Consider the following 24,734-nt stretch of genomic DNA (forward strand, 5'->3'; position numbering starts at 1 on the left):
GCGAGCCGCGAGGCCCTGCCAGCTCGCGCGGACCGCAGGTCAGCGATCCGACAGCTCTTCGGCGGGCCACCTGGTCAGGAACGTGCCAAGGGCGTTGTCGATGACTACGCCCCGCTCGGTCGGCTCGTACCCGGCACCGAGGTTCTCTGTGAAGGCATCCCCCAGAGCGTCGATGACCGCTTCTTGCTGGTCGAGCGTCGGCTTCTCCTGAGCTCGCAGGGCCGACAGCAGCTCCGGTTCGCGTTCGCCTAGCAGTTCGACGATGACGTCGCGGAACTCGCTGGGCACCTCGTCGATAACGTTGCTCACTCATGCCTCCAGCCAGCTCGTGACCGCGCCCAAGCGACAACGACGTCGCCCTTCTCATAGAGGTTCACGATGGCGTCCTTGCGAGTGAACGGTAGGCGCCACCATACGGGCTAGGCCGGCACTGAGGCGCCTTGATCAAATTTGTTGACCGCGTCATAGGCCGCGGCATCGTTCACGCCGTGCCCGTCGCGGCCAGCCATCTCGGTCTCACCGTCTCAGCTTTGCCGGTGATTCCCATGGGCGGCTCGAACCGCGGCTCTGCGACTCCGCCGGAGGTGGCGCTCTGGTTGGTCTGCATCGGGGACCACGCGGTCGTCGCCGGATGCGTTCTTGGCGATGTTCGTGGCGCCGGCGGTGTCGATACCCGCTCGGCCGGAGCACGCATGGTGCTCACCGCTCGGGACTGCCTACGCGGCTGCGCTCGGATCGAGCACTGCCGCTCCACCCCGGCGCAGGGTGCGCGCTACCTCGCCCTGGTCCCACAGTGGCTGCTCGACTGCGCCGACCTGTTCTTCAGCGAGGTCACCGTCGACGAGCCCCATTCGTCGCTGCCGTCCCTGCATACGTTGCGGGATACCGTCGCCCAAGCCCGGGACCGAGCCAGCAGCAGGTGGGGTGTCGCTCCGGAACCCGGCGCCGAGATCAGCTACGCCCACGTTGTCGCCGACTTTCCCTACACCAGGGTGCGGGAGCCGGACGACGAGATCCGCGCGGGGAAGGATTTCGGTCCGTGAGGCAACGAAGTGCCTGCGGCTGGCCTTGGACACGCGCTGACCTGGACGGCCGGCCGCACCCGGACAAGGCCAGCAGCCGGCTGACGCTCTGACACCGCAACGGAATGCTGAGCCTGCTGCGGGATCCCGCTCGCGGTGGGCAGCAGGAAAGAATTCCGCCGAGCGAATCTTGGCAATAAGTACGCGCGACAAGTCGAGCAACGTGACGAAGGTGTTGCTGTGGCGGACAGAGGCGAGTGTGGGTGTTCCGGTCGGGCCGACGCACTCTAGCGGAGCCTGGCGCCAGCGGAAGCCCGCCCGATCATGAGCTCTGCTTCCGAACGTGCGGTCGGGGCGAGCTTGCCGCCGACGCGGGCGGCCCCGCTTGGGCGAGTGCGTCCCGACCGGGACGCCCGCACTCCGCTTCTTCACCGCGACGCGGTAATGGAGAAAGAAGGTGGTGCGGGGTTCATGGCCGGTCACCGGGTTCGTTTCCGGTGAGCGGCCGGCCCGTGTGAAGGAGCACCTTCGTGACCAGCACGATGGATCTGCCGACCCAGCGCGACACCGACCACGCCGCCCCCACGAACACACCCTCCGACGTCCCTCCGTCCGAGATGGACGGTGTCGCTGCCGACACCACCCCGGACAACGACACGTCTTCGACCGAGATCGAGGACGCCCCGCTCGACGAGCTGTCCGACACCGAACGTGCGGCGCTGCACGCGACGTGGGACACCGAGATCGACACCGTTCAGCACGTCGACCCGCACACGGTGCTGCTGGCCGAGAACGTGCGCACCGACAACGCCGAAGCCGACGAGGACACCACGGCAAACTTCAAGACCCACGGCGTCAACACCGCGGTCAACGGCTACCGCGACTACGACACCGGCGCCATCGTGGTCACCGAAGGGCAGCGCCGCGTCCTCAACGCCCGCGAAGCCGGCTGCACGGTACCGGTCTGGATGAAGACCCCGCCGCCGGCCGACGAGCGCAAGGCCACCATCGAGCGGATCGTCAACCAGCTCATCGAGAACGACCCCGCCCTGCGCAGGTCCCTGACCCTGGCCGACACCGCTCGCGCGCTGCAGCAGCTCGCCGCGTTCAACCTCAAGCCCGCCGGGATCGCCCGCAAGCTGGCGCTGGGCAGGCAGGGCAAGACCTACGTCGAGAACGTCCTGCAGGCCGGGCAGAGCCAGCTGGCGCTCAAGGCTGCCGAACGCTACGACCTCGATCTGCTGCAGGCCGCGGTCATCGCCGAATTCGACGAAGCCGGCGACACCGACACCGCCAAGGAACTCATCCTCACCGCGCGTACGGCGCCGAACAACTTCGCCCAGCTCGCCGAGCGCAAGCGCACCGAACGCGCGGACAAGCAGCGGCTCGCGGCCCTGACCGAGGACCTCACCGAGGAACTGACCGCCGCGGGCGTCACGATCTTCGACTCCAGCCTGCCCGACGACGGGGACGCGCGCTCGCTGGACCGGCTGCGCCCCACCCCCGAAGACGAACCCCACACCGAGCTGACGGCCGAGGACCACGCGTCCTGCCCGGGACACGGCGCCTGGATCGAGACCGACCACCACGACGAGCAGGGAAACCAGATCCCGGTGGCCGTCTACGGCTGCGCTGACTTCCTCGCCCACGGTCACGCCCTCAGCTACGCCCCGGCCGGCCGCGCGGACTTCACCCCCGTGCCCACCAGCACCGGCACCACGGTCGACGACGAATCGTCCGACGACGAGGACGCGGCCGAGCAGGCCGATGCGGTCGCGGCCGCGCGCGCCGCCCACGCCGCCGCCGAGCTCAAGCGCCGGAAGGCGGCGATCATCCGCAAGTGGGTGATCCAGAACAACAAGGACTGGGACGCCTCCGCAGCGCCGCGCCGGAAGTGGCTGGCCAAGCTGGTGCGTCGCACGACCGTGCCGCCGGGCGCGCAGCTGTTCCTGGCGCTGCAGAAGGCGCACGGCGGCCACGCGCTGCAGCGCGCGTTCGAGCACAACCACCCGCTGGCCATGAAGCTGATCGGCCTGCCGGAGGGGGCCACGCTGGCCGACCTGACCGCCAAGGTCGCCAAGGCCCGCACCGTGGAGAAGGCCACCCTTTACGACCTGTTCCTCACCCTCTGCGCGATCGAGTCGGACCTCTCCCGCAACACCTGGCGCACCCCGTGGGGCTCCGCGCGGGAGTACATGGCCGCGATCATCGGCTGGGGCTACCTGGCCTCCGACGTCGAGCAGAAGGTGGTCGACCCCGAAACCGAGCAGGAGGTCATCGCCGCGCAGCTCGGCGACCTCGCCACCGACCCCACGAGCGACGGCGGCACGACCGCCGAGGGTAACGAGGCCGACGGTGACGAGGCCGACGGTGCCGAGGTCCCGGGCGACGCCGACCACGCCGAAGTCGAAAACCCCGCCGACGACCCCACCGCCGTGGTCGGCGACGTCGACGGCGCGGGCGCCGGCGCGGGCGCGGGCGCGGGCGCGGGCGCGGGCGACCAGAGCGACACGGCGGCCGACCGCGCTGATGGCGACGCCGCGGACGGCGCCGGTCCGGAGCCGGTCGAGCAGGACACCGAGGCCGAGGCGGAGCTGGTCGGCGCCGCGATCTAGCCGAGACCGTCGCCGCACCCGGTTCCTCGCCAGGGGCGGGCCCGCGCACTGCGCTGCCGGGCCCGCCCCAGCTTCCTGCCCCGACCCGTCGTCCTCGCCTCCCGCCGGGCTCGCCGCCAGCCCCGCGTGTGAACGGAGCTCGCTTCGATGCATCCGCACCTTCCGCCGGTCTTCGACACCATCCACCACACCAGCACCTACGCCGCCGGGCACCACCCCGTCTGGCCCTACGCCCCGCTGCCGCCCGGCCCGACCTGGACCCACGCCACCTGCCGCTGCGGCTGGGCCGAGATCGCCGAATCACACCGCGACGCCCGTGTGCTGGCCCGCCACCACCGCCGCTACGCCGCCGACCACGCCAGCTACCTGCCCGGGACATCCCTGCGCATCGGCGCCCGCACCCACCAGGCCGACGCCACCGGCATCCACGTCTCCATCACCGGCACCCGCCACGGCTGGGCCCTGGCCGACGGCATCGGCGACAGCGTCCCGGCCGCCCACGCCGCCGGAAGTGCCGCGGCCACCGCCGCCTACGTCGCCGCCAGCCGAGGCTCCCGCGCCGGCCTGCTCGCCGCCACCGCCACCCTCGCCGACATCGCCGGCGGCAACACCGTCATGGTCGTCGCCGCCCCGCTCCCGCCCGAACACGGCGGCGGCTGGGACATCGCCTGGGCCGGGACCTGCCGCGCCTATGAATACGACCCCGACGCCGACGCCCTCACCCCGCTCACCATCGACCACACTCACGGCCGGTACCTGCGCGACCGGCTTGCCGACGACTACCGCGACCGGCCCCACGACCTCGAAAATGCCGCCCGCGCCCAGGACCACATCATCACCCGCACCGTCGCCACCGCCACTCCCGGAATCATCGGCCAGACCATCACCACCGGCCCCCGCCGCCGATTACTGCTGACCAGCGCCGGTGTCCACCAACCCGTACCGCACGCCTCCCTCGTCCGCGCGTGCCGGACGTTCAGTGGCCCGGCCGCGTGCGCGAACCGGCTGACACGGGCTGCGCAGTACTTCGGCGGCAGCGACAACGCCACAGCCATGGTCATCGATCCCGTCCCGGCCCCGCTCGCGGCCGAGCTGATGCCATGACCGCGATCACGACAACCGCGGCGGGCTCACTCGCCGCCCGTGCTGACGGTCTGCTCGGCGCCGCACTGGACGCGGCCGGCCGCGGGTGGCCGGTATTCCCTCTGGTCCCCCGCAGTAAGAGGCCCGCCATCCGCAGGTGGCAGCAGGCCGCAACGTGCGATCCGGGCCGCATCCGCCGTTGGTGGACCCGCTTCCCGGCGTGCAACCTGTTGACCGGACTAGGGAGCGACACTCCGAAGTGGACGCTGAGGTGGGCGCGATCGACATGTAGGACTTCGGCAACGTCCAGTTTGGGAGGTTGCGTGGGAGTCCTCAGCGGAGCTGTCAGCAGGGATATCAGCTCGATCATCGTTCCCCGATGGGGTCGTGTCACAGCCGTGAAGGGCGTGGTGCCCTGGCTGGTGGTCGACCCGGCCGATGTCCCGGTCGAGCCGATTCGGAGATTCCTCTCTGACTTCCTCGCCCGAGACAACAGCCCGGGATCGGTGCGCAGCTACGCCTACGGCCTGTTGCGGTGGTGGCGCTGGCTGCAGGCAGTGGAAGTGGAGTGGGACCAGGCCACGTCGGCGGAGACCCGGGACTTGGTGCTGTGGTTGGGGCAGGCCGCCAAGATCCGCCAATCCGAGCGGACGGAGTCTGCGGAAACTGCGGGCACGGTCAACCCGATCACCCGCAAGCAGTACCTCGACGACCACTACAAGCCGCGGACGGTTCGGCACTCCAACGCGGTCGTGCGTTCCTTCTACGAATTCTGGATCGACCTCGGCGAGGGACCACTGGTCAATCCGGTGCCACGAGGCCGCGGCAGAGACCGCCGTCCGAACCAGCACCACAATCCGCTGGAGCCGTTCCGGTCCGAGGGACGGATCCGCTATAACCCAAAAGTTCCCAAACGCAGGCCACGGGAGATGCCTGAGGACCGGTGGAAGGACTTGTTCGCCGCGTTGCGGTCCAATCGGGACCGCGCCATCGTTTCCGCTGCTGTCAGCAGTGGAGCACGGGCCGCGGAGCTGCTGGGTGTCCGCTCGGCAGACCTGGGCTGGGGTGACCAGCTGATTCGGGTCGTCCGGAAGGGAACCCAAGCCGAGCAGTGGCTGCCGGCCAGCCCGGAGGCATTCGTCTGGCTGCGTCTCTACTTGGCTGAGCTGGGTCGCCCCTTGGAGCCGGGCGAGCCCGTGTGGCAGACGCTGCGACGCCGTGATCGCGGCAATGGCCTCGCGCGGCAGCCCATGAACTACGAAGCGTTGCGTGCGGTGTTCCGGCGGATCAACGCGCTCCTGGGCACCAACTGGTCGATGCACGACCTTCGCCACACCGCGGCGATCAGGATGAGCCGGGACGAGCGACTGTCGATGCGTGACGTGCAGGCCATTCTCGGCCACGCCCACCTGTCCACCACCGCCGACATCTACTTGGTCGAGGACGAGGCCGAAGTCATCCGGCGGGTCCACCAGCACCTGGCGCACAGAGAGTCCCAGCCGCCTGCCCCAGCTCCTGCCGCGGTCGGCTACGACGACCAGGACCTCGCCGTTCTGTTCGGGGGAGGCCTGCGATGACAACCACCGCAACGGATCGCAAGCACGCATCCCTCCTCGCTGCCCGACCGGGGCAGGTGTGTTCCGGGCACGCCGTCAGCACGGCCGACGGGCTCTCGGCCGATGACGTTCTCCGGTTGCTTGAGGACCTGCCCTCGTGGTCGGACTGGGAGGGGACCTCTCCCGGGCGGCGGCTCAGGGGCGCGGCGCGGGTGCTGGCCTGGCTGCAGACCTCGCCCGGCACCGGCTGGCAGGAGCGATGGACCACAGCGGGCGGCGACGAGGGAATGGGCTGGATCGACCAGCTCGCCGCTGAGGACTCCAGGACCCGTGACGTCAACCTCGTGGAGCTGCGGGCAGGGTTGAACTGGCTGTTCCTGGCGCGCGTGCTGCGGCCGGGATACGGCTATTTCGCCCACACCAAAGCAGCTTTCCTGTTCGAGCACGCCCCCAGCGTCATCAGCCCGGAACTGTTCGAGCGCGTCCGCCTCGACGCCGCCGCGTCGGTGACCACCACAGCCAGGGAACACACTCAGGCCCGCCGAGCGCTGGTCAAGCTCGCCCTGCACACCGGCAAGAGCCTCGAGGACCTCGACCCGGAAGATTTCTTCGAGTTCCGGGACTGGATGACTCCACGCCGCAAGGCCAACAAGGGTCTGGGCACCGCCTGGGAACTGCTGCGCCGGGCCGGGATCCTGACCGTGTCCGAGTCTCTGCGCTCCACCACGATGCGGCGCGGACAACAGTCGCCCAGTGAGCTCGTCGACTTCTATCGCATCCAAAGCTCGACCGCCCGGCAGGCGCTGATCCGCTACCTCGAGGAACGCAGCCCCAGCCTGGACTACAACTCACTGCGGTCGCTTGCCAGCCATCTCGCCGGCAGGTTCTGGGCCGACATCGAGGCCCATCACCCAGGAATCGACAGCCTCGAAGTGCCCGAGGACGTCGCGCACGCGTGGAAGCAGCGTCTTCGCGTGGTGCACATGGGGAACGGACGAACCCGACCCCGCACAACATGGCTGGACACGCTGACCAAAGTCCGCGCCTTCTACCTCGATATCCAGGAATGGGCGCACACCGACCCCTCGTGGGTCGCCTTCGCGGTCTCCAGCCCGGTGCGCCGGGGCGACACTGACGGGATCGTCAAAGCCCGGCAGCAAGCCACCGCCCGGATGCACCAACGCGTCCGCGAACGCCTGCCCCAGCTGGCAATCCTCGTCGACACAGCCGAGCGGCACCGCGACCGCCACCGCGCGCTGCTGGACGCGGCAACCGCGACTCCCGACGACGGCGTGTTCGCCCACGACGGCCAGCGCTATCGCCGGGTCGTTGCCAACGTCAAGGACCAACCCGGCGGCGAACGATACCGAGGCTCGGACGCCGTGGTCGCCGAGAACGTCGACACCGGCACCAGGATCGACCTCACCCGCGCCGAGGACGAGGCGTTCTGGGCTTGGGCGGTGATCGAGACCCTCCGGCACACCGGTGTCCGCATCGAGGAGCTTCTGGAGATCACGCATCTCGCGCTGACCTCCTACACCCTGCCCAAGACAGGCGAACTGGTCCCGCTGCTGCAAATCGTGCCGTCCAAGAGCAACGAGGAACGCCTGCTGCTCATCAGCCCGGAACTTGCCAGTGTCCTGGCCACCATCATCAGCAGGCTTCGCCGCGCCAACGCCGGCACCGTCCCTCTAGCCGAACGCTACGACATGCACGAGAAAATCACCGGCCCACCCCTCCCGCACCTATTCCAGCGCCGCAACACCCACCGCTGGGACGTGATCAGCTACACGGTCGTCCGCAAACTCCTCAACGACACAGTCGCCCGGACCGGGCTGCGCGACGCATCGGGCGACACCTTGACCTATACCGCCCACGACTTCCGGAGAATCTTCGCCACCGACGCGGTCACCGGAGGCCTCCCCGTACACATCGCAGCACAATTACTCGGCCACCACTCCCTGACAACCACGCAGTCCTACCTGGCCGTGTTCCAAGAAGACCTCGTCCGCGCCTACCGGTCCTTCCTCGACAGACGGCGCGCGGTCCGACCCGAGATCGAGTACCGCGAGCCGACCGAGCAGGAATGGCAGGAGTTCCAACAACATTTCCAGACACGCAAGCTAGAACTTGGCGACTGCGGCCGCCCCTACGGCACACCCTGCCAGCACGAACACAGTTGCCTACGTTGCCCCATGTTGAGGGTTTCGCCCACCCAACGACCCCGCCTGGTCGAAATCATCCGCAACCTCCACGACCGCATCACCGAAGCCAAGATGAACGGCTGGCTCGGCGAAGTCCAAGGACTCGAATACAGCCTCACCAAAGGAAAAGAGAAGCTCGCCAACCTCGATAAGGCCATACGCAACTCCGCTGGCACCCTGACCGACCTTGGACTGCCGACGCTGCGCACACCAAGCCGAGGACCCATCGAACCGGCAACTCCCAACGGAGGCTGACGATGAACCCTACCCACTTCCAGGACGCGGCGTTAGCAGCCGCGCGCCGAGGATGGCCCGTCTTCCCGCTCCACCCCAACTCAAAAAAGCCGGCCATCAAACAATGGCAGCAGCGCGCCACCACCGACGAAACCCAGATTAGCCAGTGGTGGCCCCGTTACTCCAGGAAAAATGTCGGGATCGCCTGCGGGCCGGCTGGACTGCTGGTGCTCGACCTCGACGCCGCCCATGGCCCGGTTCCGGCACAGTGGGCTCGCCAGGGAGTGACCCACGGGCGGGATGTCCTCGCACTACTGGCTCAGCAGGCCGGCGAGCCCAACCCGGACGACACCTTCATCGCTGCCACCGCGCGAGTCGGCGAGCACCGGTACTTCAGCTGCCCACCAGGCTCGCAGCTGCTCACCACCGTCGGAGCCCGTGGCCGCGGGCTCGGCTGGCACGTCGACACCCGCGGCTCCGGCGCACTCGTCACCGCACCCGGATCGAAAGTCACCGTCCACGGCGTGCCGGTGCTCTACACCATCGCGCGGGAACTCCCAGTCGCTGTCCTGCCGGACTGGCTGGTCAAGCTTCTCACCCCGCCACCGGCATCCCCGCCGGCCGCCCATCCGCCGCCCCCGCCGCTGCCGGCCACCAGCCGCCGGGTCGCCGCCTACGTCCAGGCCGCCGTCACCGCCGAGTGCCGCACCGTCGCCACCGCCACCGAAGGCCACCGCCACATCACCGTCTACGCCGCCGCCGCGGCACTCGGCGAACTACACGGCAACGGCTGGATCAGCGCCGCCGCGATCACCCACCACCTCACCGACGCCGCACGCCACCACCTCGGCGTCGCCGACTTCGACGCCCGCGAACTGGCCACCACCATCCGCGACGGCATCGCCGCCGGCCGCGAACACCCCCGGATCCTCCCCGACCGCCCGGCACCCCGACCGCGACTGGCCATCCGCTGAGAAGGAGACCCGCCATGCCCGAAATCCCGTCATCGGATCCCGCCGCCACCCCGGACACCCAGGAACTCGTCTGGCTCTGGCAACGGCAACCGGACAGCACCGACCTGAAAAAGGCCCTCATCCCCGCCCACCTGATCCCCGCTGGCTGGCTGCCGTCGCTTCAGCACCGCTACACCGAGGGCGACTCCGTCGACTTCGCTTGGGGACGGGGCGCAGCAGCCGGGCACGATCGTGCAGGACCAGGGCTTGTGCGTGGCCATCGCCGGCGAACGCCCCGGCTCAGGGTTCACCATCCACAAGACCGACGTCCGCCCGCACAACACCGAACCCGCCGCACCCGCCGACCCGATCATCGACACGGCGATCGAGCCTCACCCCGACCCCGTCATCCGTCGCGAAGGCCACACCGCGACCGCGTACTGGAGCCTCGGCCGGCCGGGTGACGGCTGGCTGCCCTGGGCGCGCCTGCACGTCGCCTTCCTGCCCGACATCGGGTTCGTCGCCACGCTGTCCAGCGTCGACGAACGCGACGAGGCCGGCGAACATCGCGAACGTCAGCGGCCCCTCGATCCGGTCGTGGTCCATCACCACCCAACCCGCCGTCCCAGCCACCACGCTGTCCGCACCTGCCTGCGCGACGCCATCGACATCGTGATCTCCGCCGCCGGCCACCGCCAACCGGTGGTGTGCGCCCACTTCCTCCCGACCCTGGCCACCGCGCAGGAGAAGTAACAAGCGGTCGACTGGTGGCCGGGACGCCGCGCGGCGCACCCGGTCACCAGAAAAGCACGGCGCGGCCCGGACCTCGCCACCGTGCTCAACCACCGTCAGGCGGTCGCCGGCCCGGGCCGCGCCGTGCACGCCAGGCCCCGTTCACCACCGGCGGCCCCGTCCGCCGGTCACCGACCGTTCACGGAGGCGCAGATGACGGAGCCGACGATCCACGTTCCCGAGGGATACCGCCACACCCACCTGCGCGGGCTGTGGGCTCTCGCCAGCTGCCGCGACTGCGGCGGCAACGGCGAATTCCTGGTCAGCGACCGCGACGACCCCATCGAGCCGTGGGAGTGCGACGAGCCCGAACCGTGGTACCCGCAGCCCTGCGACTGTCTCTGGGCACCGCCGCCGCACGAGCTACGCGCGTTCGACGCCGCGCAGACCCGCCTGTGGCGACATCGGCAACGGATGCGCGAGGTCTTCGACGCGATCGGCCCGCGCCAGGTCGGCGGCACCTACTGGGACGGGTACTGGCATCGCCGATACCTCGTCGAGACCGTCACCATCCGATTCCGCGACGGCGACCTGACCGAACCGGACTGGTCGATCACCATCCGCTGGGACAACTCGCAGCGCACCACCCACCACACTCCGTGGAATCCCCGCTACGACAGCACATCCCCACCAACCAGGTCGCCCGGCGCGGCTCCCGCACCGCCGGAACTACGCTACCCCGCCGCGGTCTCCTGCCGGCGGTGCCGTTCTCGGTTCGCGCTCGTCCGCGTCATCCACCACGCGTTCCACGCCCACGGAAGGGAAGTCCCGATGCCCGCCTACCCCGCAGCCGATACGCAGACGCTCCGGAACATCCGCGCCCAGCACCGGACGCTCACGGGTTCGCCCACACCACCCGCCGACACCACCGAATCCGAGGAGACCCACGATGAGTAGCGACTACGCCGGAATCCCTGCACGATGCGATGTCACGCTGGCACGCCCGGGCGACGAGGCCGGCGTCGAACTCCTCGCCGACGGCGACTTTGCCCTCGTCCTGACCGATGACTGGAACGACACCGTGGTCACCGTCGAGGGCACCTCGGCCGAACTGCTCGACTTCGTGGGCCGGATCCAGCAGGCGCTGGAAGGAGAAGTCGGCCTCACTGCCCCGCCGCCAGCCAGCTGACCGTAGCCGCGATCAGGCACTCCCGGCCGGTGCGGACGACCGCCGCCAGCACAGCACACCCGAGCCCTCGGGCGCCGACTCCCGCGCCACGCCACGCGAGGTGCCAGGCGCCCGAGGACCACGGGCGTGCTTCGAAAGGTCGGGTTCACCCGCACCCGACCCGGAGGCACGCCATGATCGAGACCACCACCCCGAGCGCACCGTACGACGACGCCGAATCCGCCTACGCCCGGGCGTGCCGGTTGATCGAAACCGAACTCGGCGGCCGCCGACTCGCGCCGGAACCCCGAACCGGGCTTGACGACCTCACCCGCACCCGGCGGCACAAGATCGCGCTCTTCAGGGCGATCGAGTTCCACTGCTGCCTCTCCAGTCGTTCGGAAGCCCACCGGGTCGTCAAAGCCATGTACCCCTACCTCGATCCCCACGGGCTCAGCACCGACGCCGCATTCACCGCCGCCTGGAACATCCTCGAACCCAACGCGCACAACTGGCCCGAGAAGGTGCAGAACGAGCGGCGCCGCTTCACCGACAAGTGCGTCACCCGAGCGCTCGCCGAGGCGAACACGGCGGTGGCCGACCATGCCTGAGGACCGGTTGTGGTGCACCCCCTACGACTGGAGCCGCTCCTACGTGCTGCCTGAGTCGGTCGTCTGCAACATCCCCCACCGCGGCAGCCTCCTCGACTACGGCGCCTGGAACGTCGCGCGCGGTGTCCTGGTCGAGCTGTGCCGCGCGTTGCCCGCGACACCGGTCTCGCTGCTCTACGACGAGCCCGTGCAGCGCCGCAACCGCATGCGCGTCGCGATCCGGATCACCGCGCACGCCCGGCGTGCCGACGGGCAGGACGTGCGCGTGATCTACCGCAGCGAACGCACCGACGCCGAACCCTGGCCGGAGTTCTGGAGCGTCGCGGTCAACGGCTTCATCCCCGCCGCCGGCCGGGACGTCCGACGGCCGTCACCGCCGTGGATCGCCCACATCGCCGCGCGCACGCTCCGCGCCGAACTCGGCCGGTGACCTCCGGTCTCCCGTCGTCCGCGCCCTTGTGCCAGCAGCCGGTCCGCCCCACCGGCCACCGCCACGTCCCTCCCGCTCGCACCGTTCGTCCACTCTAGGCAGCGAGGTTCCCTGATGTCCGAACCGATTCCGTTGACTGAGGCGGATCTTCTGGCCGCCATCCCCGCCCTGATCGGGTTCGTGCCCACCGACTCCCTCGTGATCGTCGCCGCTGTCGTGCACACCGACGGCACTGTCCGCCTGGGCCGGATCACCCGATTCGACCTCGACCGGTCCATGCGGCTCCCCCGTATGGTTGTCGCCATCCTCAGCCGCGCGTTGGGCGGTCAGCCGGTGCAGCGTCTTATCGGCGCGGTCGTCCACGGCAACACCAGTGCCACCAACGATCTGCCCTACCGGGCTCAGCTGCACGAACTCACCCACCGGCTGCACGAGGCCGGATTCGCCAACGTCGAGCTCCTGCACGTGCCGGCCTTCACCGCCGGCGCTGCCTGGTCCTGCTACGACGTCGCCGACCACACCGGCACCCTGCCCGACCCCGCCATCTCCCCGGCCACCATCGATCGCGTACTCCACGGCAACCGCATCTACAGCGACCGGACGGCGTTCCTCACCCAGTTCACGCCCGCGCCCGCCGACGTCCGCGACAGCATCGCGCCCCTGGCCGCCCCGATCGCCGAAGCGGTCCACGCCGAAGAACTCAACGGAGACTTCGCACGGCTGCGCCGGCGCCTGCAGCTGATCGACGATGCGGTCACCGCCGCCACCCTGGGCACGCTTCCCGAAGACGTTCACGAGATCGCCGGCCTGATCGCCGCACTCTCCAGCTTCCTCCTGCGCAACATCCACCTCGTCCAGTCCACCGAGGAGCGTTGCGGGGCAGCGCAATCGCTGTGGCTGCATCTGTGGCGGCACGCTCCCGCTCGATACGCACCCACAATGGTCGCCCTCATCGCTGTGACAGCACACTTACGCAACGATGGCAGCACCGCCGGCGCCATCCTCCACTACGACCCGCAACCCACCAAGCTGAGCGAGCTGATCCGCCGGTGGATGGACGATGGTGTCGAACCCGCCACAGCAGCGACAGATATCGCTGCTGTCGCACAGCAGTTGCGGAGCACGCTGACCGATTCCGCTGCAGACTGAACCCTCGCAGGAACACGGGGCTCCGCCCTGGGCTCGTGATGTGCGGGCCTTCGAAAGCACAGCACCCCGGGCCCCGGGACGGCCTGAACCCGGCACCCGGCCACATCCGGCGCGGGTGAACCGGCGCCGCGGCACCGCGCGTCCGCGTACGTCTCCGACAGCCGGTTCACGCTGGCCGGACGAGCCTGCCGGGCTTCACGCCCCGGGGCCCGCGGGCGCTCAGAGTGTCGCGTCCCGCACACCGACCGAGCCCCGAGGAGCTCGGCAATACCAGCACAGCGATCGCAATAACTGTCCACACGCGACTTATCGCATTGGACAGACGGGCCCACTGACGCTTCTCAGCTCGGTGTCTCGGCCCGGGGCCTCCCTACCCGGCCGGGACACCGTCCCCGAGGGCCGGTAGCGCGGTGCGCGCCGAACACCCAACACCGCGCTACCGGCCCTCCTTCAATCCATCCGTCCCTCTCCGTTCCGCACGAGAGGGGCGTTTTCACGTCTTCAGCACGAAAGGGCAGGACCATGACCACACCTGTCGACGACATCGTCCGCTGCGGCGACTGCGGCAACGCCACCACGACACCCGTGCACATCTCCCGATGGCAGACCGTGTGCGACGACTGCGCCGACCTGTACCACTGCACCAGCTGCGGCCTGTTGTCCTACACCACATCGCTCACCGACGAAGAAGCCCGGATCTGCGAACACTCTGAGAGGACCGGGCAGTACAGCACCTGCGATCGGTGCGACATCCTGCTCCGCGACGGCCACCTGTGCCGCGCCCACACCCTCGGCCAGGCTTTCACCTGCAACGGATGCTCGGACAGCGTGCCGCTGCGGCGCCACGACCCGCTCCCCGCCACCTGCGACCGCCAGCTGTGCCCGGCCTGTGCCGAGGACTTCGACCTCTGCGACCACTGCGACCTCTACGACGACGAACTGCGCGGCACCGAAACCGGCCGCGAACTGTGCCCCGAATGCGCGACCGAGCTCGGCTACTACGACTGCGAGGACTGCACCACCCTCATCGACAGCGGGACCTACTGCGACGACCACCGCGACGACGATGACGACGTCGACGGCCTGCATGGCTACTCGTACAAGCCCGCACCGGTCTTCCACGGCATCGGCCCGCGTTACCTCGGCCTCGAACTGGAAGTGAACGTCCCCTACGGACACCTGTCCGACCGCATCAGCGACACCAACGACACCCTCAACGGTCTCGGCTACCTCAAAGAAGACTCCAGCATCGACTACGGCTTCGAGCTCGTCACCCACCCGATGGCCTACCGGTGGGCACTGGCCTCCTTCCCCTGGCACCTGCTCGACCAGCTCGACCTCGCCGGCTGCAGCGGCGACGGCAACGGCCTGCACGTCCACATCAGTCGCGCCGCCTTCGCCGGCCCGTGTCACGTGTTCCGGTGGATGAAGTTCGTCTACCGCAATTCCCCCGCCGTCCAAACCCTCGCCCGGCGGTCGAGCGGATACGCCGCGTTCCGTGACTCCGAACGCCACAACATCAAGCGCTCCTGCAAGGGCACCTACTGGGCGCCGCGCGATTCCGCCATCAACACCCAGCCCGGACACACCTTCGAGCTGCGAGTCTTCGCCTCCAGCCTCAACGTCCGGCACGTCCAGGCCGCCCTCGCCTTCGCCGACGCCTCCGTCGCCTACACCCGCGACCTCACCGTCACCGACATCACCGCCCGCGGCGGATGGACCTGGCCCGCATTCGCCCGGTGGCTGCGTACCCGCCCGCAGTACGCGCCGCTCACCGCCGAACTGGAGGACCTGGCATGTGCCTGCTGACCTACCTTCCCGCCGGGACCCAGCCCGACACCACCGCCCTGGCCAACGGCGCCGTACACAACAACGACGGCCACGGCTACGCCATCGTCGACGGCGACCGCATCATCACCGGCCGCGGCATGGACGCCGCCGCCGTCATCGACGAGTTCACCGCCCTGCGCGGACTGCACCCCGACCAGCCCGCCCTCTTCCACAGCCGCTTCGCCACCCACGGCCCCGTCACCGAGGACAACATCCACCCGTTCCCGATCGGCGGCGACGCCCGCACCGTGCTGGCCCACAACGGCGTCCTTCCCCAGAAGGCGCACCCATCCCCATGGGATCCGCGCTCGGACACCCGCATCGCCGCCGACGACATCCTCTCCGCAGAACCGTTCGTCGCCCTCGATCGTCCCGAGACCCGGCGGCGCATCGAATCCTGGCTGGGCGAGTACAACAAGCTGGTCATCCTGACTGTCAACCCGCGCTACCCCGACCACGGCTACCTGTTCAACGAACACGCCGGGCACTGGGACAACCAGATCTGGTACTCCAACCACGCCTACCTCGACCTGCACCCCGCCCAGACCGCGTGGTGGGGCCTGGAGGACGGCTGCCACTACTGCGGCGTCGACGACGCCATCGACGTCGACACGGGACTGTGCCTCGCGTGCGGCGCGTGCCCATTCTGCGCCGCCGACAACCAGCCCTGCCCCTCGTGGTGCATCCGGCTGCTCGGCGGTGTCTGCTGCGACGGCTGCGGCGAGGACCTCGACACCTGCATCTGCGTCGCCGCACCCGCACTCAACCGCTGACCCCCGGCTCGTCCACTGCCGGCCGGCCGGGCGTGGCGGCTGCCGTCGCGTCCGCCCGGAAAGGGAGCTGCCTGCCCCGGAACAACTGCTCGCCTTCCTCGGCCGGGCCCGCCAAGCCCTGGACCAACAGCTGGGTGGCGTGCTCGTCCCCTCCCGGCCGGCCCTGACCGAGACCGCGCCAGGCACTCCCGGTCGGTGCGGACGACAGCCGTCAGCACAGCACACCCGAGCCCTCGGGCGCCGGCTCACCACATCTGCTCACGCGAGCTAAAACGCGCCCGAGGACCACGGGTGTGCTCCAGGAGGCCGGGTTCACCCACACCCGACACGGAGGTTCCCGTGGCCACAGTCACCGTCCACACCACCCCCCACGAAGACGACGAATCCGCCTACGCCCGAGCGTGCCGGCTGATCGGAACCGAACTCGGCGGGCAACGCCTCACCACCGACCCCCCGCAGTGGCTCGACGATCTCGTCCGCGCCCGCCGCTACAAGGCCGCCCTCATCGCCGCGATCTGCCGCATCTGCCTCGTGTCCGGTCCCGTGGAAGCGTGCCGGGTCGCCGAAGCCATCTACCCCTACCTCAACCCCGACGGATTCAGAACCGAAGCCGCCCTCGCCGCCGCCTGGCGCATCATCGCACCCGACGCCGGCACCTGGTCCGAACAGCAGCAGGACGAGCGACGTGACTTCACCGACGACTGCCTCACCCGCGCCATCACCGAGGCGAACACGGCGGTGGCCTGATCATGCCCGACAACTACCAGCTGCGGCTGACCCCCTACGACTGAAGCCGTTCTACGTACTTCCTGAGACCGTCGTCTGCAACATCCCGCACCGCGGAAACATCGACAGCTACGGAGCGTGGAACGTCGCCTGCGGTGTCCTCGTCGAGCTGTGCCGCGCGGTACCGGCGGCACCGATCTCGCTGCTCTACGACGAACCCGTGCAGCGCCGCGGCCGGATGCGGGTCGCGATCCGGATCACCGCCCGCGCCCGCCGCAGCGACGGACCGGACCTGATCGTCATCTACCGCAGCGAACGCGGCCACAGGAGACCGTGGTCGGAGTTCTGAAGCGTCGCAGTCAACGGGTTCATCCCGGCTTCCGGCCACGACGTCCGGCGGCCGTCGCCGCCGTGGCTCGCCCGCGCTGCTGCGCAGACGCTGCGCACCGAACTCGGCCGCTGATCCCCCGCCCCCGGTCCCCACCGATGGCACTTACCCGCTCTTCTCGGAAAGGACAACCGTCGATGCCGCTCGCTCTCGCCAGCACCACCTCCGTCGTCGCCAGCATCCCGGCGCTGGTCGGCTTCGTCCCCGGCCACTCCCTGGTGCTGATCACCACGCTTACCAACGACGACGGCACGGCCAGCACCGGCCCTCTCACCCGAATCGACCTCACCCGCCTCACCCACCACGCCGACTACTGCGCCCGGCAGTTTCACCGGCAATGCGTCGACCTGCCCGTCCTCTGCGTCACCGGTGTCGTCGTCGGCACCGTCGACCAGAACGCCGCCCTCGGCGACTCCCTACCGCTGCACGCCGACGTCGATGCCGTGATCGCTCGGCTCGCCGAACGCGGATTCACCGATGTCGACATCGTCCACGTCCCGGCCATCGCCGAGGGTGCGCGCTGGCGCTCCTACCGCGACGCCGACCGCACCGGCGTCCTGCCCAACCCCACGACCACCGCGGCCGCAGTGGCCGCCGTCGCCGCCGGACTCACCATCGCCGCCTCCCGCGACGACCTCGCGGCGCGCTTCACCCCAGCACCCGGACACCTCCGCGCACGACTTCGGTCCCGGATCGATGAGGCCGTCGAACTTGCCGTCATCGACCAGCACTGGCACGTCGCCGCCCACGTCCGTCTGGACCGCGCCGACGCCACGATCCGCGCCGCCGGCCAGGGCGAGCTGCCCGCTGATGAGGGGGTCATCGTCGATCTCACCGGGACCTTCGCCGTGCCCGCGTTCCGCGACGCCTTGCTCGCCGTCCCCGACAACGCGGCACGCCTCGCCGCCGAGAATCTGGTCCTGCACCTGTGGCGTCACAGCTGCGATCCCATCGCCAGCCGGCTCGCCACCGTCATCGCGGTGTACGCCTACCTCCGTGGCGACGGGACCGTCGCGCGAATCGCGCTCGAGCACGCCGACCCCGAACAGACTCTGGCGGCCCTGCTCTCAACCGTCCTCGCCCACGCCATCGCACCGTCGAAGGTCCATCACGTGTTCCACAACGCCGGCGCCGATGCCCGCCGCACGCTGCTGAGCGAACCCGCGACCGACGAGGCGTGACGCCCACCCCTGCTCACCGTTCGCGCCGACCGGCCGTTCAGCCAGTGCGGTCAGCGCGAAGGCATCGGCCGACTGTCACCGGCCCACCACCCCGTGCGGAGACGTCGTGGGTGCTGGCGTGGCGGTGAGTCGGTGTCACCGGGCGGTGGCCTCGCCCGGCTCGCCGGGTCGTGGATCGCCCGAAGGTAAGCACGCCCCGGCCGGGGCAGTGCGTCCCCGAAGCCCGGCCCGATCCGCCCGGGTGAACCAGCCCCTCACTCTACCGAGCTCCGATGCCGGTCGAGCTGTCCGCCGGTTCACGCGCGGGCGGATGAGCCGGGCCGGGGACGTCGCCTGACGGCGACCCCGGGCCGCCGCGTGCTGAGGCTGCGCCGCGTTCCACACCCCAACGAGCACCAGGGAGGCCACCATGGCCGGCGACACCACCATCACCATCATCGGCAACCTGACGAGCGACCCCGAACTGCGGTTCACCCCGGCCGGCGCGGCCGTCGCGAACTTCACCGTCGCCTCCACCCCGCGCACCTTCAACCGCGCCACCAGCGAATGGGAGGACGGCGAGACGCTCTTCCTGCGCTGCACCCTCTGGAAGCAGGCCGCGGAGAACGTCGCCGAGTGCCTCAACCGCGGCACCCGCGTCCTTATCCAGGGCCGCCTCAAGCAGCGCTCGTTCCAGACCAAGGAAGGCGAGAAGCGCACCGTCGTCGAGCTGGACGTCGACGAGATCGGCCCGTCGCTGCGCTACGCCACCGCCGCGATCACCAAGAACGCGAAGACCGCGGCCCCCACGGGGAACCCGGACCCGGTCCCCAGCACGCACACCGCGCAGGCCGGCGACCCGTGGGGCGCGGCCGCCGAGCCTGAGCTGGTCGGCGCGAAGGCCGGCGGGTTCAGCGACGAGCCGCCGTTCTGATGAGACCCGGTGTCCGGCCGGACCTTCCCCTCTGGCCGGGCACCACCCCAAAGGCCGGGGCCAGCCTGACGGCTGGCCCCGGCCTTTCCCATGCCACACCACTGCGCCCCGGAGGTCACCATGCCGGCCGCCCACAACACCACGCTGACCACTCGATCCGCTGCGACGAAGAAGCGCCGACCTGCGCGCGAGCAGATACTGCGTGCCCTGGCCCGGAAATCACCCTTTAGGGTAGGAGAATCGCCCTACGCTCAGGCCATGAGCAATCGTTACGGCGTCACGATCCCCGGGCTCGTCCTCGCCGGAGGCACCGGCTTCTACCTCGGCATCCAGCCCTTCGGCTACATCGGACTCCTCGTCACACCCTTCACCGACCCCGCCGGCCTGCTCGCCCTCCCCGGCGCCGTGATATTCGGTGCGCTCCTCGGGTGCGGCGTCGCCTACCTCAGCCGCAACCGCATCAAGCCGAACCTCGCCCACCGCTACCGCCGCGGCGCCATCCTCGGCGCCGTCACCGTGCCCGGCAACCTGTTCATCGGGCACTTTCCCGGCGCTGAGGAAGGCGGCACTGCTAGCCAGTGGGCCTTCGGGGTCACGTTCTGCTGTGGCATCGCCGCGATGATCGTCTACTACCAGCGCCGCAAGCGCGCCACCGTGGCCCGCCGAGCCCGGCGTCTCGCCCAGCAGTAGGCCGACCAGCCGACCGCGACGCGCTAACCTGGCGACACCACACGAGGGGTGCTGGCACCTGACGGTGCCAGCACCCCTTTTCTCGTGGCCAGCGTGTCCGTCCGGCCAATCAGTCCGCCGGAACATCCACCTCTGAATCTGGTTCGGACGGCACGACCTGCTCGTCCGCAGGCGCCTCGACAGCCCGCTCGTCGCCCGAGGTTGCTGCGTCCACTGCCTCCGTGTGCGTGGAGTCCGCGGCGCTCCTCCGACCGCCAACCTCCAACGCTGCGGCGGCACTACGCGACAACGCGGTCACCGCCTTCGCTGAGATCCCCAGCAACGCCGCCGTCTCCGCCGCCCCGACATCCGCCGCGCGGATCTCCGCGACCGAGGTCGCCATCACTGCACGCCACTCGCCGATCTCCATCTCCGCATCTGCCCGGACCTGCTCGGCCGACCGCTCGAACTCCGCGACCTTCGCCGCACGGTGCCGGTCCAGCTCGGCCAGCTTCCGATCCAGCTGCGCACTCAGCGCGCGGATGCGGTCCTCACGCCGGCGCTCCACCGCCTCGATCGCCGTCATCGCCTCCGCGAACGGCCTCAGCGCCGCATCCACCCGCGCCTCGTTCTCGCGCTCGCGCTCCAGCTGCTCGGCGCGGCGGCGCCGCGCCGCATCCAGCCGCTCCAGCGTCGCCGACGACCGACGCTTCCGCGTCGTCGCCTTACTGTGACGTTCAACCATGACGCACCTCCCGCGCGGGGAGGGCTACGGTTCCGTCCACTAGCCTACCCGCGGCAGCGGCGCCACTGCGCCGCTTCGGCGGCGTAGCGCTCACGCCGCCGAAGAGGCGATCGACGGCATCGACCGTGTTCACGACGACAGTCGGCGAGCGGGGAGAAGGGCGCGGTACCGCCGCAGCAGCCCCGAAGGGCCACGCCACCGAAGTGGCAAGCCGCAAAACTCGCGGCGGCCCGCTGACGCTCCGCCACAAGGCCCGTTCAAGCCCACGGAGCGCTGCCAGCAGCATACCCGCAGGCCACGAGCCTCACGTCGGCACCGGCCGGCATGCCGTTACAGCTGGCCGGGTGATTGCTCCCGCGTGCACAACGGCAGTGGGCACCTTCCCGTGTTCTCGTTGCGTCCGCGGGTGGTGGGTGGCCCCGAAATTGTATCGGTCGTCCCCCCAAATACAAGGGCACCCCAAACTATTTTTGACCGAAAAGCGTGGCCAAAAATAGTTCGAGGCCCCACCCTTGCATTCGGGGCCCCTACTCCCTAGGTCAGGCATTAAGGGCAGGCCAGGGGCCTGCCCTGGTCGCTTCGGGGCCACCCACCACCCACTCAGCACATGGTCACCCCTACCGCGCCGACCAGCAGCACCAGCAGGCCCGAAGACGCCGTCAGCAAGCCGCGCAGGCAGCGCACAGGCAGCCCGCCAGCAAATGACCTTCGATGACCGCATTCACGGCTAGAATTCACTAGAATACGCGGACAAAAACGTGTCTACAAGTAGAATAGACAGCAGGAACCGGGTAACATCGAAGTCGCAAGGTGATCGGGACCGCAAACCCGAAAGCCTTCACAAATCCCGTTCAAGAAAGTTGGCTATCATGGTTTCGATCATTCGTCCCAAGCACCGTTCGAACATCACCCGCGCCGCAGAGGCGTTGCAGGCACAGCCTCCGCGCGTCCGGTCCGCGCTCACCGAGTTGCGGAAGGTGTTCCTCGACAGCGGAGAGAACCCGCCCGCGATCCTCGCCGCGTGCGCAACGCTGCTCAACACTGACGCCGCGATCAGCCCGGATGTCCTCGCCGCCGTGCGCGCCGCCCACGCCGAGTGGGACAGCTACGGCGAGACCGAGCGCGAGCTGATCAACCTGTGCGTCTACAGCAGCGAGACCCGCCGGGCCGTCGCCGTGACCGAGGTCAACGACGTGACGGTGATGCTGCGCGAGACCCCGCCGCGTGTCGCCGCCGCACTCAACGGCCTGCGGTGGCTCAACGCCCAGACCCAGCACGCCCACCAGGCGGTGTTCACCGTGTGCGGAACGCTGCTGAAGAACCCCAGCGCCGACCACCCCGCCATCGTGGAAGCCATCCAGACCGCCTACCGGTTGTGGCCGGACCTCGCCGACGACGTACGCACCCTGGTCATGACGTGCGTATACGCCAGCAAGGCCCGCGCCGCCCACGCCCGCGCCCGCACCGCCGCCCGGCAGCAGGCCATCAACGCCGACGCGGCCGAACCGCACCGGTGCGGCAGTTGTGACGGCAACCTCGCCGACACCCCGGACCTTCCGTACTGCTCCGACGCCTGCCGCCGGGAAGCCGAGTCAGCGCAGCGCCCCATGCCGGGCGAGCACACCACCACCGAGGGACCAGCCGAGCCCGTCACCACGACCGAGGTCACCGCACCCGCGCCGGTGAACGAGGCCGCCGCCGGGATGACACCGAAGACCACGGCGAAAACCGGTCACGAGCCGATCGAGAAGAAGGCAGCTGGCCGCTACGTCGTGGGCGAAGCCGAAGCCCAGTACGACGAGCAGTGGCGCCAGATCCAGCAGGCGATCCCGACCGCCGGTCTGGTGCGCAAGGACGAGCGCGGAGTGGACCTCTACGAGCAGGAGCGGCAGCGTCACACCGACCTCGACGACAGCAGCGACGCCGCCAGCGACCTGACCGGCTACACCCTGTCCGATGAGGACTACGAGCGGCTGGCCTTACTCCCGGTCGCCCCGGAAGCGTTGTGTGTCGCGTGCTACCTGGAACGCTCCGTCTGCGAGCAGCGTTGCGGAAGCACCGACCGCCGTTGCGAAATGTGCCTCGAACGCGACCTGCCGTCGCTGTCCGCGCTCAGGCTCTCCCGCAACCTCACCGCCGCCTAACCACCCGCCGCGCGTGGGGGCGCCCGAACCGGGCGCCCCCACCCCCAAGCCAGGAGCCACCACCGTGCGCACCTTTCACGACATCCTCGCCGACATCGACCGCGAGCTAGCCGCCGCCGACACGATCCCGACCGACCAACCCGCCGCCGTCGCCGCGTACCTGCGCGCGCTACTCGTGCGCGACGCCCGGCCTGTCACGACCGCAAAGGGCGACACGGTCGAGATCGTGCCTGCCGCCGCCATCCGCCGCGAGCTGGACCACCTCACGCAGCCGAGCCCGAGCTAGCGACCGTCCACCCGAAAGCGGCCGCCGATCTGACGATCGGCGGCCGCTTTGCTGTGTCGGAACAGCCCGGGGACCGCGCAGGCGCCGGCAGACGGCGCCGGGGGCGCCTTAGTGCAGGCGCCGGCGCTCGACCCCAATTCCGGTCACCACCACCACGCCCCACCAACCCCACCGCCGCCTACCGCACCCCGCCCGCCACCACACCCCACCCCGCACCTTCCCCGCCACCCACTCACCCCGCCGACCACGCCACCACCACCTCACCCAGCCTGCCCCTACCCCGCACACAGCACGTCTTGCAGATGTTCTGAAACCAGGTCCAATCGCATCTGATGCGAACACGCGCCGCGCTGAACGCGGCAGTAAATCGGCATTCGTGGAGCCCGCAGATGGGGACATCGACACGGCCTTCGGGATCCGAGCGTAGTGCAGGCCAGGACGGCGGAGCGCAACGCCGCGCCGCGCTCGCGCCGTGCACCACGACCAGCTACGCTCGCATCAGATGCGAGATAATCGCACCGAATGCGACCAGACAAAGGCGGGTTTCGTGGGGCCGGACGATCGGTTAACGGGCTCAGCCGGCCTACACCTGGCCGCGGGGGTGCCGCTTCTCCATCCGGAGGAGCTGGTGTTCGCCGCGATGTTGGACGGCTGGTGTAACCAGCTGCTGGCCCGGAACCTGGCGCGTTCGACGGTCTCATCCGCACAGCGGGTGGTGCGGCAGTTCGGCGAGCACTGCGGCACGTACCCGTGGTTGTGGACCCCGCAGCAGGCCGACGAATGGTTCGCCGATCTGCGTGCTGTCCGGCACCTGTCACTGTCCACGGTGCGCAACTACCAGGGAGCGCTGCGCGGATTTGGCGCGTTCGTCACCGACCCGGCCTACGGGTGGGCGGCCGAGTGCGAGCGCCGGTTCGGCACGCATCCGGTGCAGGTGATCAACCAGGTCAACGCCGCGGTGCACGTCGCGGACTCGGAGGCGGACGCAAGCAAGCGCGCGTTCAGCCGCGCGGAGCTGCAGGCGATGTTCGACTACGCCGACGACGAGGTCGACCGCAAGCGAGCGTCAGGCCGCAAGGGCTGGCTGACGGCGTTTCGGGACGCGACGTGTTTCAAGGTTGCCTACGGCTTCGGGCTGCGGCGCAACGAGACGCGGATGCTCGACGTCGTCGACTTTGGACGCAACCCGCACGGACCGGAGTTCGGCGAGTACGGAGTGCTCGACGTCCGGCACGGGAAGGCTAAGAAGGGCTCGCCGCCGAAGCGGCGCAGCGTGCTGTGTGTTTGGGAATGGGTCGCGGAGGTCGTCGAGCAGTGGTCGA

General features: G+C 69.6%; 24 protein-coding genes and 1 pseudogene. 23 read left to right on the plus strand and 2 right to left on the minus strand.

The genetic code is table 11. From position 1 onward, the window contains the following. Positions 1-39: 39 nt before the first annotated feature. Positions 40-309, minus strand: coding sequence for a hypothetical protein (locus tag ACLJPY_RS49630; protein WP_410597998.1), 270 nt, complete (start codon positions 307-309; stop codon positions 40-42). 131 nt (positions 310-440) lie between these two features. On the opposite strand from ACLJPY_RS49630, the gene ACLJPY_RS49635 reads away from it, so the two are divergent. The 20 genes and pseudogenes from ACLJPY_RS49635 (at position 441) to ACLJPY_RS49730 (ending at position 20,258) form a co-directional block, all read left to right on the plus strand. Beyond that, positions 441-1,043: a hypothetical protein gene (locus ACLJPY_RS49635; protein ID WP_410597999.1), complete on the plus strand. Its 603-nt coding sequence runs from the start codon at positions 441-443 to the stop codon at positions 1,041-1,043. Positions 1,044-1,552: 509 nt separating this feature from the next. Next, the gene (locus tag ACLJPY_RS49640; RefSeq protein WP_410598000.1) at positions 1,553-3,637 is read left to right on the plus strand and encodes a ParB/RepB/Spo0J family partition protein; all 2,085 of its coding nucleotides are present in this window, start codon (positions 1,553-1,555) and stop codon (positions 3,635-3,637) included. A 147-nt stretch (positions 3,638-3,784) separates the two neighbouring features. Beyond that, complete coding sequence (locus ACLJPY_RS49645; RefSeq protein WP_410598001.1) at positions 3,785-4,741, plus strand: hypothetical protein; 957 nt, start codon at positions 3,785-3,787, stop codon at positions 4,739-4,741. After that, positions 4,738-4,953: pseudogene (locus ACLJPY_RS49650) on the plus strand (bifunctional DNA primase/polymerase); the annotation flags it as partial. The gene ACLJPY_RS49645 and the pseudogene ACLJPY_RS49650, both read left to right, overlap by 4 nt. Positions 4,954-5,118: 165 nt before the next feature. Further along, positions 5,119-6,297: a tyrosine-type recombinase/integrase gene (locus ACLJPY_RS49655; protein WP_410598021.1), complete on the plus strand. Its 1,179-nt coding sequence runs from the start codon at positions 5,119-5,121 to the stop codon at positions 6,295-6,297. Then, a complete protein-coding gene (locus ACLJPY_RS49660; RefSeq protein ID WP_410598002.1) occupies positions 6,294-8,735 on the plus strand; it encodes a tyrosine-type recombinase/integrase in 2,442 nt (813 codons plus the stop codon). Before ACLJPY_RS49655 ends, ACLJPY_RS49660 begins: the two co-directional genes overlap by 4 nt. 2 nt (positions 8,736-8,737) lie before the next feature. After that, entirely contained in the window at positions 8,738-9,688 is a 951-nt protein-coding gene (locus ACLJPY_RS49665) for a bifunctional DNA primase/polymerase (RefSeq protein ID WP_410598003.1), read from the plus strand. A 231-nt stretch (positions 9,689-9,919) separates the two neighbouring features. Continuing rightward, entirely contained in the window at positions 9,920-10,420 is a 501-nt protein-coding gene (locus tag ACLJPY_RS49670) for a hypothetical protein (RefSeq protein ID WP_410598004.1), read from the plus strand. A gap of 192 nt (positions 10,421-10,612) precedes the next feature. Then, positions 10,613-11,356, plus strand: coding sequence for a hypothetical protein (locus ACLJPY_RS49675; protein ID WP_410598005.1), 744 nt, complete (start codon positions 10,613-10,615; stop codon positions 11,354-11,356). Further along, positions 11,349-11,588 (plus strand): hypothetical protein, encoded by a 240-nt coding sequence (locus ACLJPY_RS49680; RefSeq protein WP_410598006.1) that lies wholly within the window; start codon positions 11,349-11,351, stop codon positions 11,586-11,588. Before ACLJPY_RS49675 ends, ACLJPY_RS49680 begins: the two co-directional genes overlap by 8 nt. A gap of 173 nt (positions 11,589-11,761) precedes the next feature. Then, positions 11,762-12,178: a hypothetical protein gene (locus ACLJPY_RS49685; RefSeq protein ID WP_410598007.1), complete on the plus strand. Its 417-nt coding sequence runs from the start codon at positions 11,762-11,764 to the stop codon at positions 12,176-12,178. Next, positions 12,171-12,608, plus strand: a complete 438-nt coding sequence (locus ACLJPY_RS49690) for a hypothetical protein (RefSeq protein WP_410598008.1) — start codon at positions 12,171-12,173, stop codon at positions 12,606-12,608. The genes ACLJPY_RS49685 and ACLJPY_RS49690 overlap by 8 nt, the downstream gene beginning before the upstream one ends. Positions 12,609-12,722: 114 nt before the next feature. After that, a complete protein-coding gene (locus tag ACLJPY_RS49695) occupies positions 12,723-13,757 on the plus strand; it encodes a DUF4192 domain-containing protein (protein WP_410598009.1) in 1,035 nt (344 codons plus the stop codon). A gap of 522 nt (positions 13,758-14,279) precedes the next feature. After that, the gene (locus ACLJPY_RS49700; RefSeq protein WP_410598010.1) at positions 14,280-15,566 is read left to right on the plus strand and encodes a hypothetical protein; all 1,287 of its coding nucleotides are present in this window, start codon (positions 14,280-14,282) and stop codon (positions 15,564-15,566) included. Next, positions 15,554-16,360 (plus strand): hypothetical protein, encoded by an 807-nt coding sequence (locus ACLJPY_RS49705; protein ID WP_410598011.1) that lies wholly within the window; start codon positions 15,554-15,556, stop codon positions 16,358-16,360. The genes ACLJPY_RS49700 and ACLJPY_RS49705 overlap by 13 nt, the downstream gene beginning before the upstream one ends. A 339-nt stretch (positions 16,361-16,699) precedes the next feature. Beyond that, entirely contained in the window at positions 16,700-17,107 is a 408-nt protein-coding gene (locus tag ACLJPY_RS49710; RefSeq protein ID WP_410598012.1) for a hypothetical protein, read from the plus strand. 199 nt (positions 17,108-17,306) lie between these two features. Continuing rightward, on the plus strand, positions 17,307-17,435 hold the full coding sequence (locus tag ACLJPY_RS49715) for a hypothetical protein (RefSeq protein ID WP_410598013.1): 129 nt from the start codon (positions 17,307-17,309) through the stop codon (positions 17,433-17,435). A gap of 176 nt (positions 17,436-17,611) precedes the next feature. Further along, positions 17,612-18,655: a DUF4192 domain-containing protein gene (locus ACLJPY_RS49720; RefSeq protein ID WP_410598014.1), complete on the plus strand. Its 1,044-nt coding sequence runs from the start codon at positions 17,612-17,614 to the stop codon at positions 18,653-18,655. 409 nt (positions 18,656-19,064) lie between these two features. After that, complete coding sequence (locus tag ACLJPY_RS49725; protein WP_410598015.1) at positions 19,065-19,568, plus strand: single-stranded DNA-binding protein; 504 nt, start codon at positions 19,065-19,067, stop codon at positions 19,566-19,568. 258 nt (positions 19,569-19,826) lie between these two features. Further along, the gene (locus ACLJPY_RS49730) at positions 19,827-20,258 is read left to right on the plus strand and encodes a hypothetical protein (RefSeq protein ID WP_410598016.1); all 432 of its coding nucleotides are present in this window, start codon (positions 19,827-19,829) and stop codon (positions 20,256-20,258) included. A 109-nt stretch (positions 20,259-20,367) separates the two neighbouring features. Here ACLJPY_RS49730 and ACLJPY_RS49735 read toward each other — a convergent pair whose 3' ends face one another. Continuing rightward, on the minus strand, positions 20,368-20,982 hold the full coding sequence (locus ACLJPY_RS49735; protein WP_410598017.1) for a hypothetical protein: 615 nt from the start codon (positions 20,980-20,982) through the stop codon (positions 20,368-20,370). Positions 20,983-21,851: 869 nt separating this feature from the next. Here ACLJPY_RS49735 and ACLJPY_RS49740 point away from each other — a divergent pair. The 3 genes from ACLJPY_RS49740 to ACLJPY_RS49750 all read left to right on the plus strand — a co-directional run. Then, positions 21,852-23,126, plus strand: coding sequence for a hypothetical protein (locus ACLJPY_RS49740; protein ID WP_410598018.1), 1,275 nt, complete (start codon positions 21,852-21,854; stop codon positions 23,124-23,126). Positions 23,127-23,190: 64 nt separating this feature from the next. Next, complete coding sequence (locus ACLJPY_RS49745; RefSeq protein WP_410598019.1) at positions 23,191-23,412, plus strand: hypothetical protein; 222 nt, start codon at positions 23,191-23,193, stop codon at positions 23,410-23,412. A gap of 472 nt (positions 23,413-23,884) precedes the next feature. Then, positions 23,885-24,734: tyrosine-type recombinase/integrase (locus ACLJPY_RS49750; RefSeq protein ID WP_410598020.1), on the plus strand; the 850-nt coding region annotated here is incomplete at its 3' end.

This window comes from Amycolatopsis sp. lyj-23 (genome assembly GCF_046549135.1).
Taxonomy (GTDB): Bacteria; Actinomycetota; Actinomycetes; order Mycobacteriales; family Pseudonocardiaceae; genus Amycolatopsis.

Coding starts and splice junctions, on each gene's coding strand:
- ACLJPY_RS49700 (WP_410598010.1), top strand. CDS start 14,280: ATGACCACACCTGTCGACGACATCGTCCGCTGCGGCGACTGCGGCAAC.
- ACLJPY_RS49680 (WP_410598006.1), top strand. CDS start 11,349: ATGAGTAGCGACTACGCCGGAATCCCTGCACGATGCGATGTCACGCTG.
- ACLJPY_RS49645 (WP_410598001.1), top strand. CDS start 3,785: ATGCATCCGCACCTTCCGCCGGTCTTCGACACCATCCACCACACCAGC.
- ACLJPY_RS49695 (WP_410598009.1), top strand. CDS start 12,723: ATGTCCGAACCGATTCCGTTGACTGAGGCGGATCTTCTGGCCGCCATC.
- ACLJPY_RS49735 (WP_410598017.1), bottom strand. CDS start 20,982: ATGGTTGAACGTCACAGTAAGGCGACGACGCGGAAGCGTCGGTCGTCG.
- ACLJPY_RS49725 (WP_410598015.1), top strand. CDS start 19,065: ATGGCCGGCGACACCACCATCACCATCATCGGCAACCTGACGAGCGAC.
- ACLJPY_RS49690 (WP_410598008.1), top strand. CDS start 12,171: ATGCCTGAGGACCGGTTGTGGTGCACCCCCTACGACTGGAGCCGCTCC.
- ACLJPY_RS49740 (WP_410598018.1), top strand. CDS start 21,852: ATGGTTTCGATCATTCGTCCCAAGCACCGTTCGAACATCACCCGCGCC.
- ACLJPY_RS49675 (WP_410598005.1), top strand. CDS start 10,613: ATGACGGAGCCGACGATCCACGTTCCCGAGGGATACCGCCACACCCAC.
- ACLJPY_RS49705 (WP_410598011.1), top strand. CDS start 15,554: ATGTGCCTGCTGACCTACCTTCCCGCCGGGACCCAGCCCGACACCACC.
- ACLJPY_RS49660 (WP_410598002.1), top strand. CDS start 6,294: ATGACAACCACCGCAACGGATCGCAAGCACGCATCCCTCCTCGCTGCC.
- ACLJPY_RS49665 (WP_410598003.1), top strand. CDS start 8,738: ATGAACCCTACCCACTTCCAGGACGCGGCGTTAGCAGCCGCGCGCCGA.
- ACLJPY_RS49720 (WP_410598014.1), top strand. CDS start 17,612: ATGCCGCTCGCTCTCGCCAGCACCACCTCCGTCGTCGCCAGCATCCCG.
- ACLJPY_RS49730 (WP_410598016.1), top strand. CDS start 19,827: ATGAGCAATCGTTACGGCGTCACGATCCCCGGGCTCGTCCTCGCCGGA.
- ACLJPY_RS49685 (WP_410598007.1), top strand. CDS start 11,762: ATGATCGAGACCACCACCCCGAGCGCACCGTACGACGACGCCGAATCC.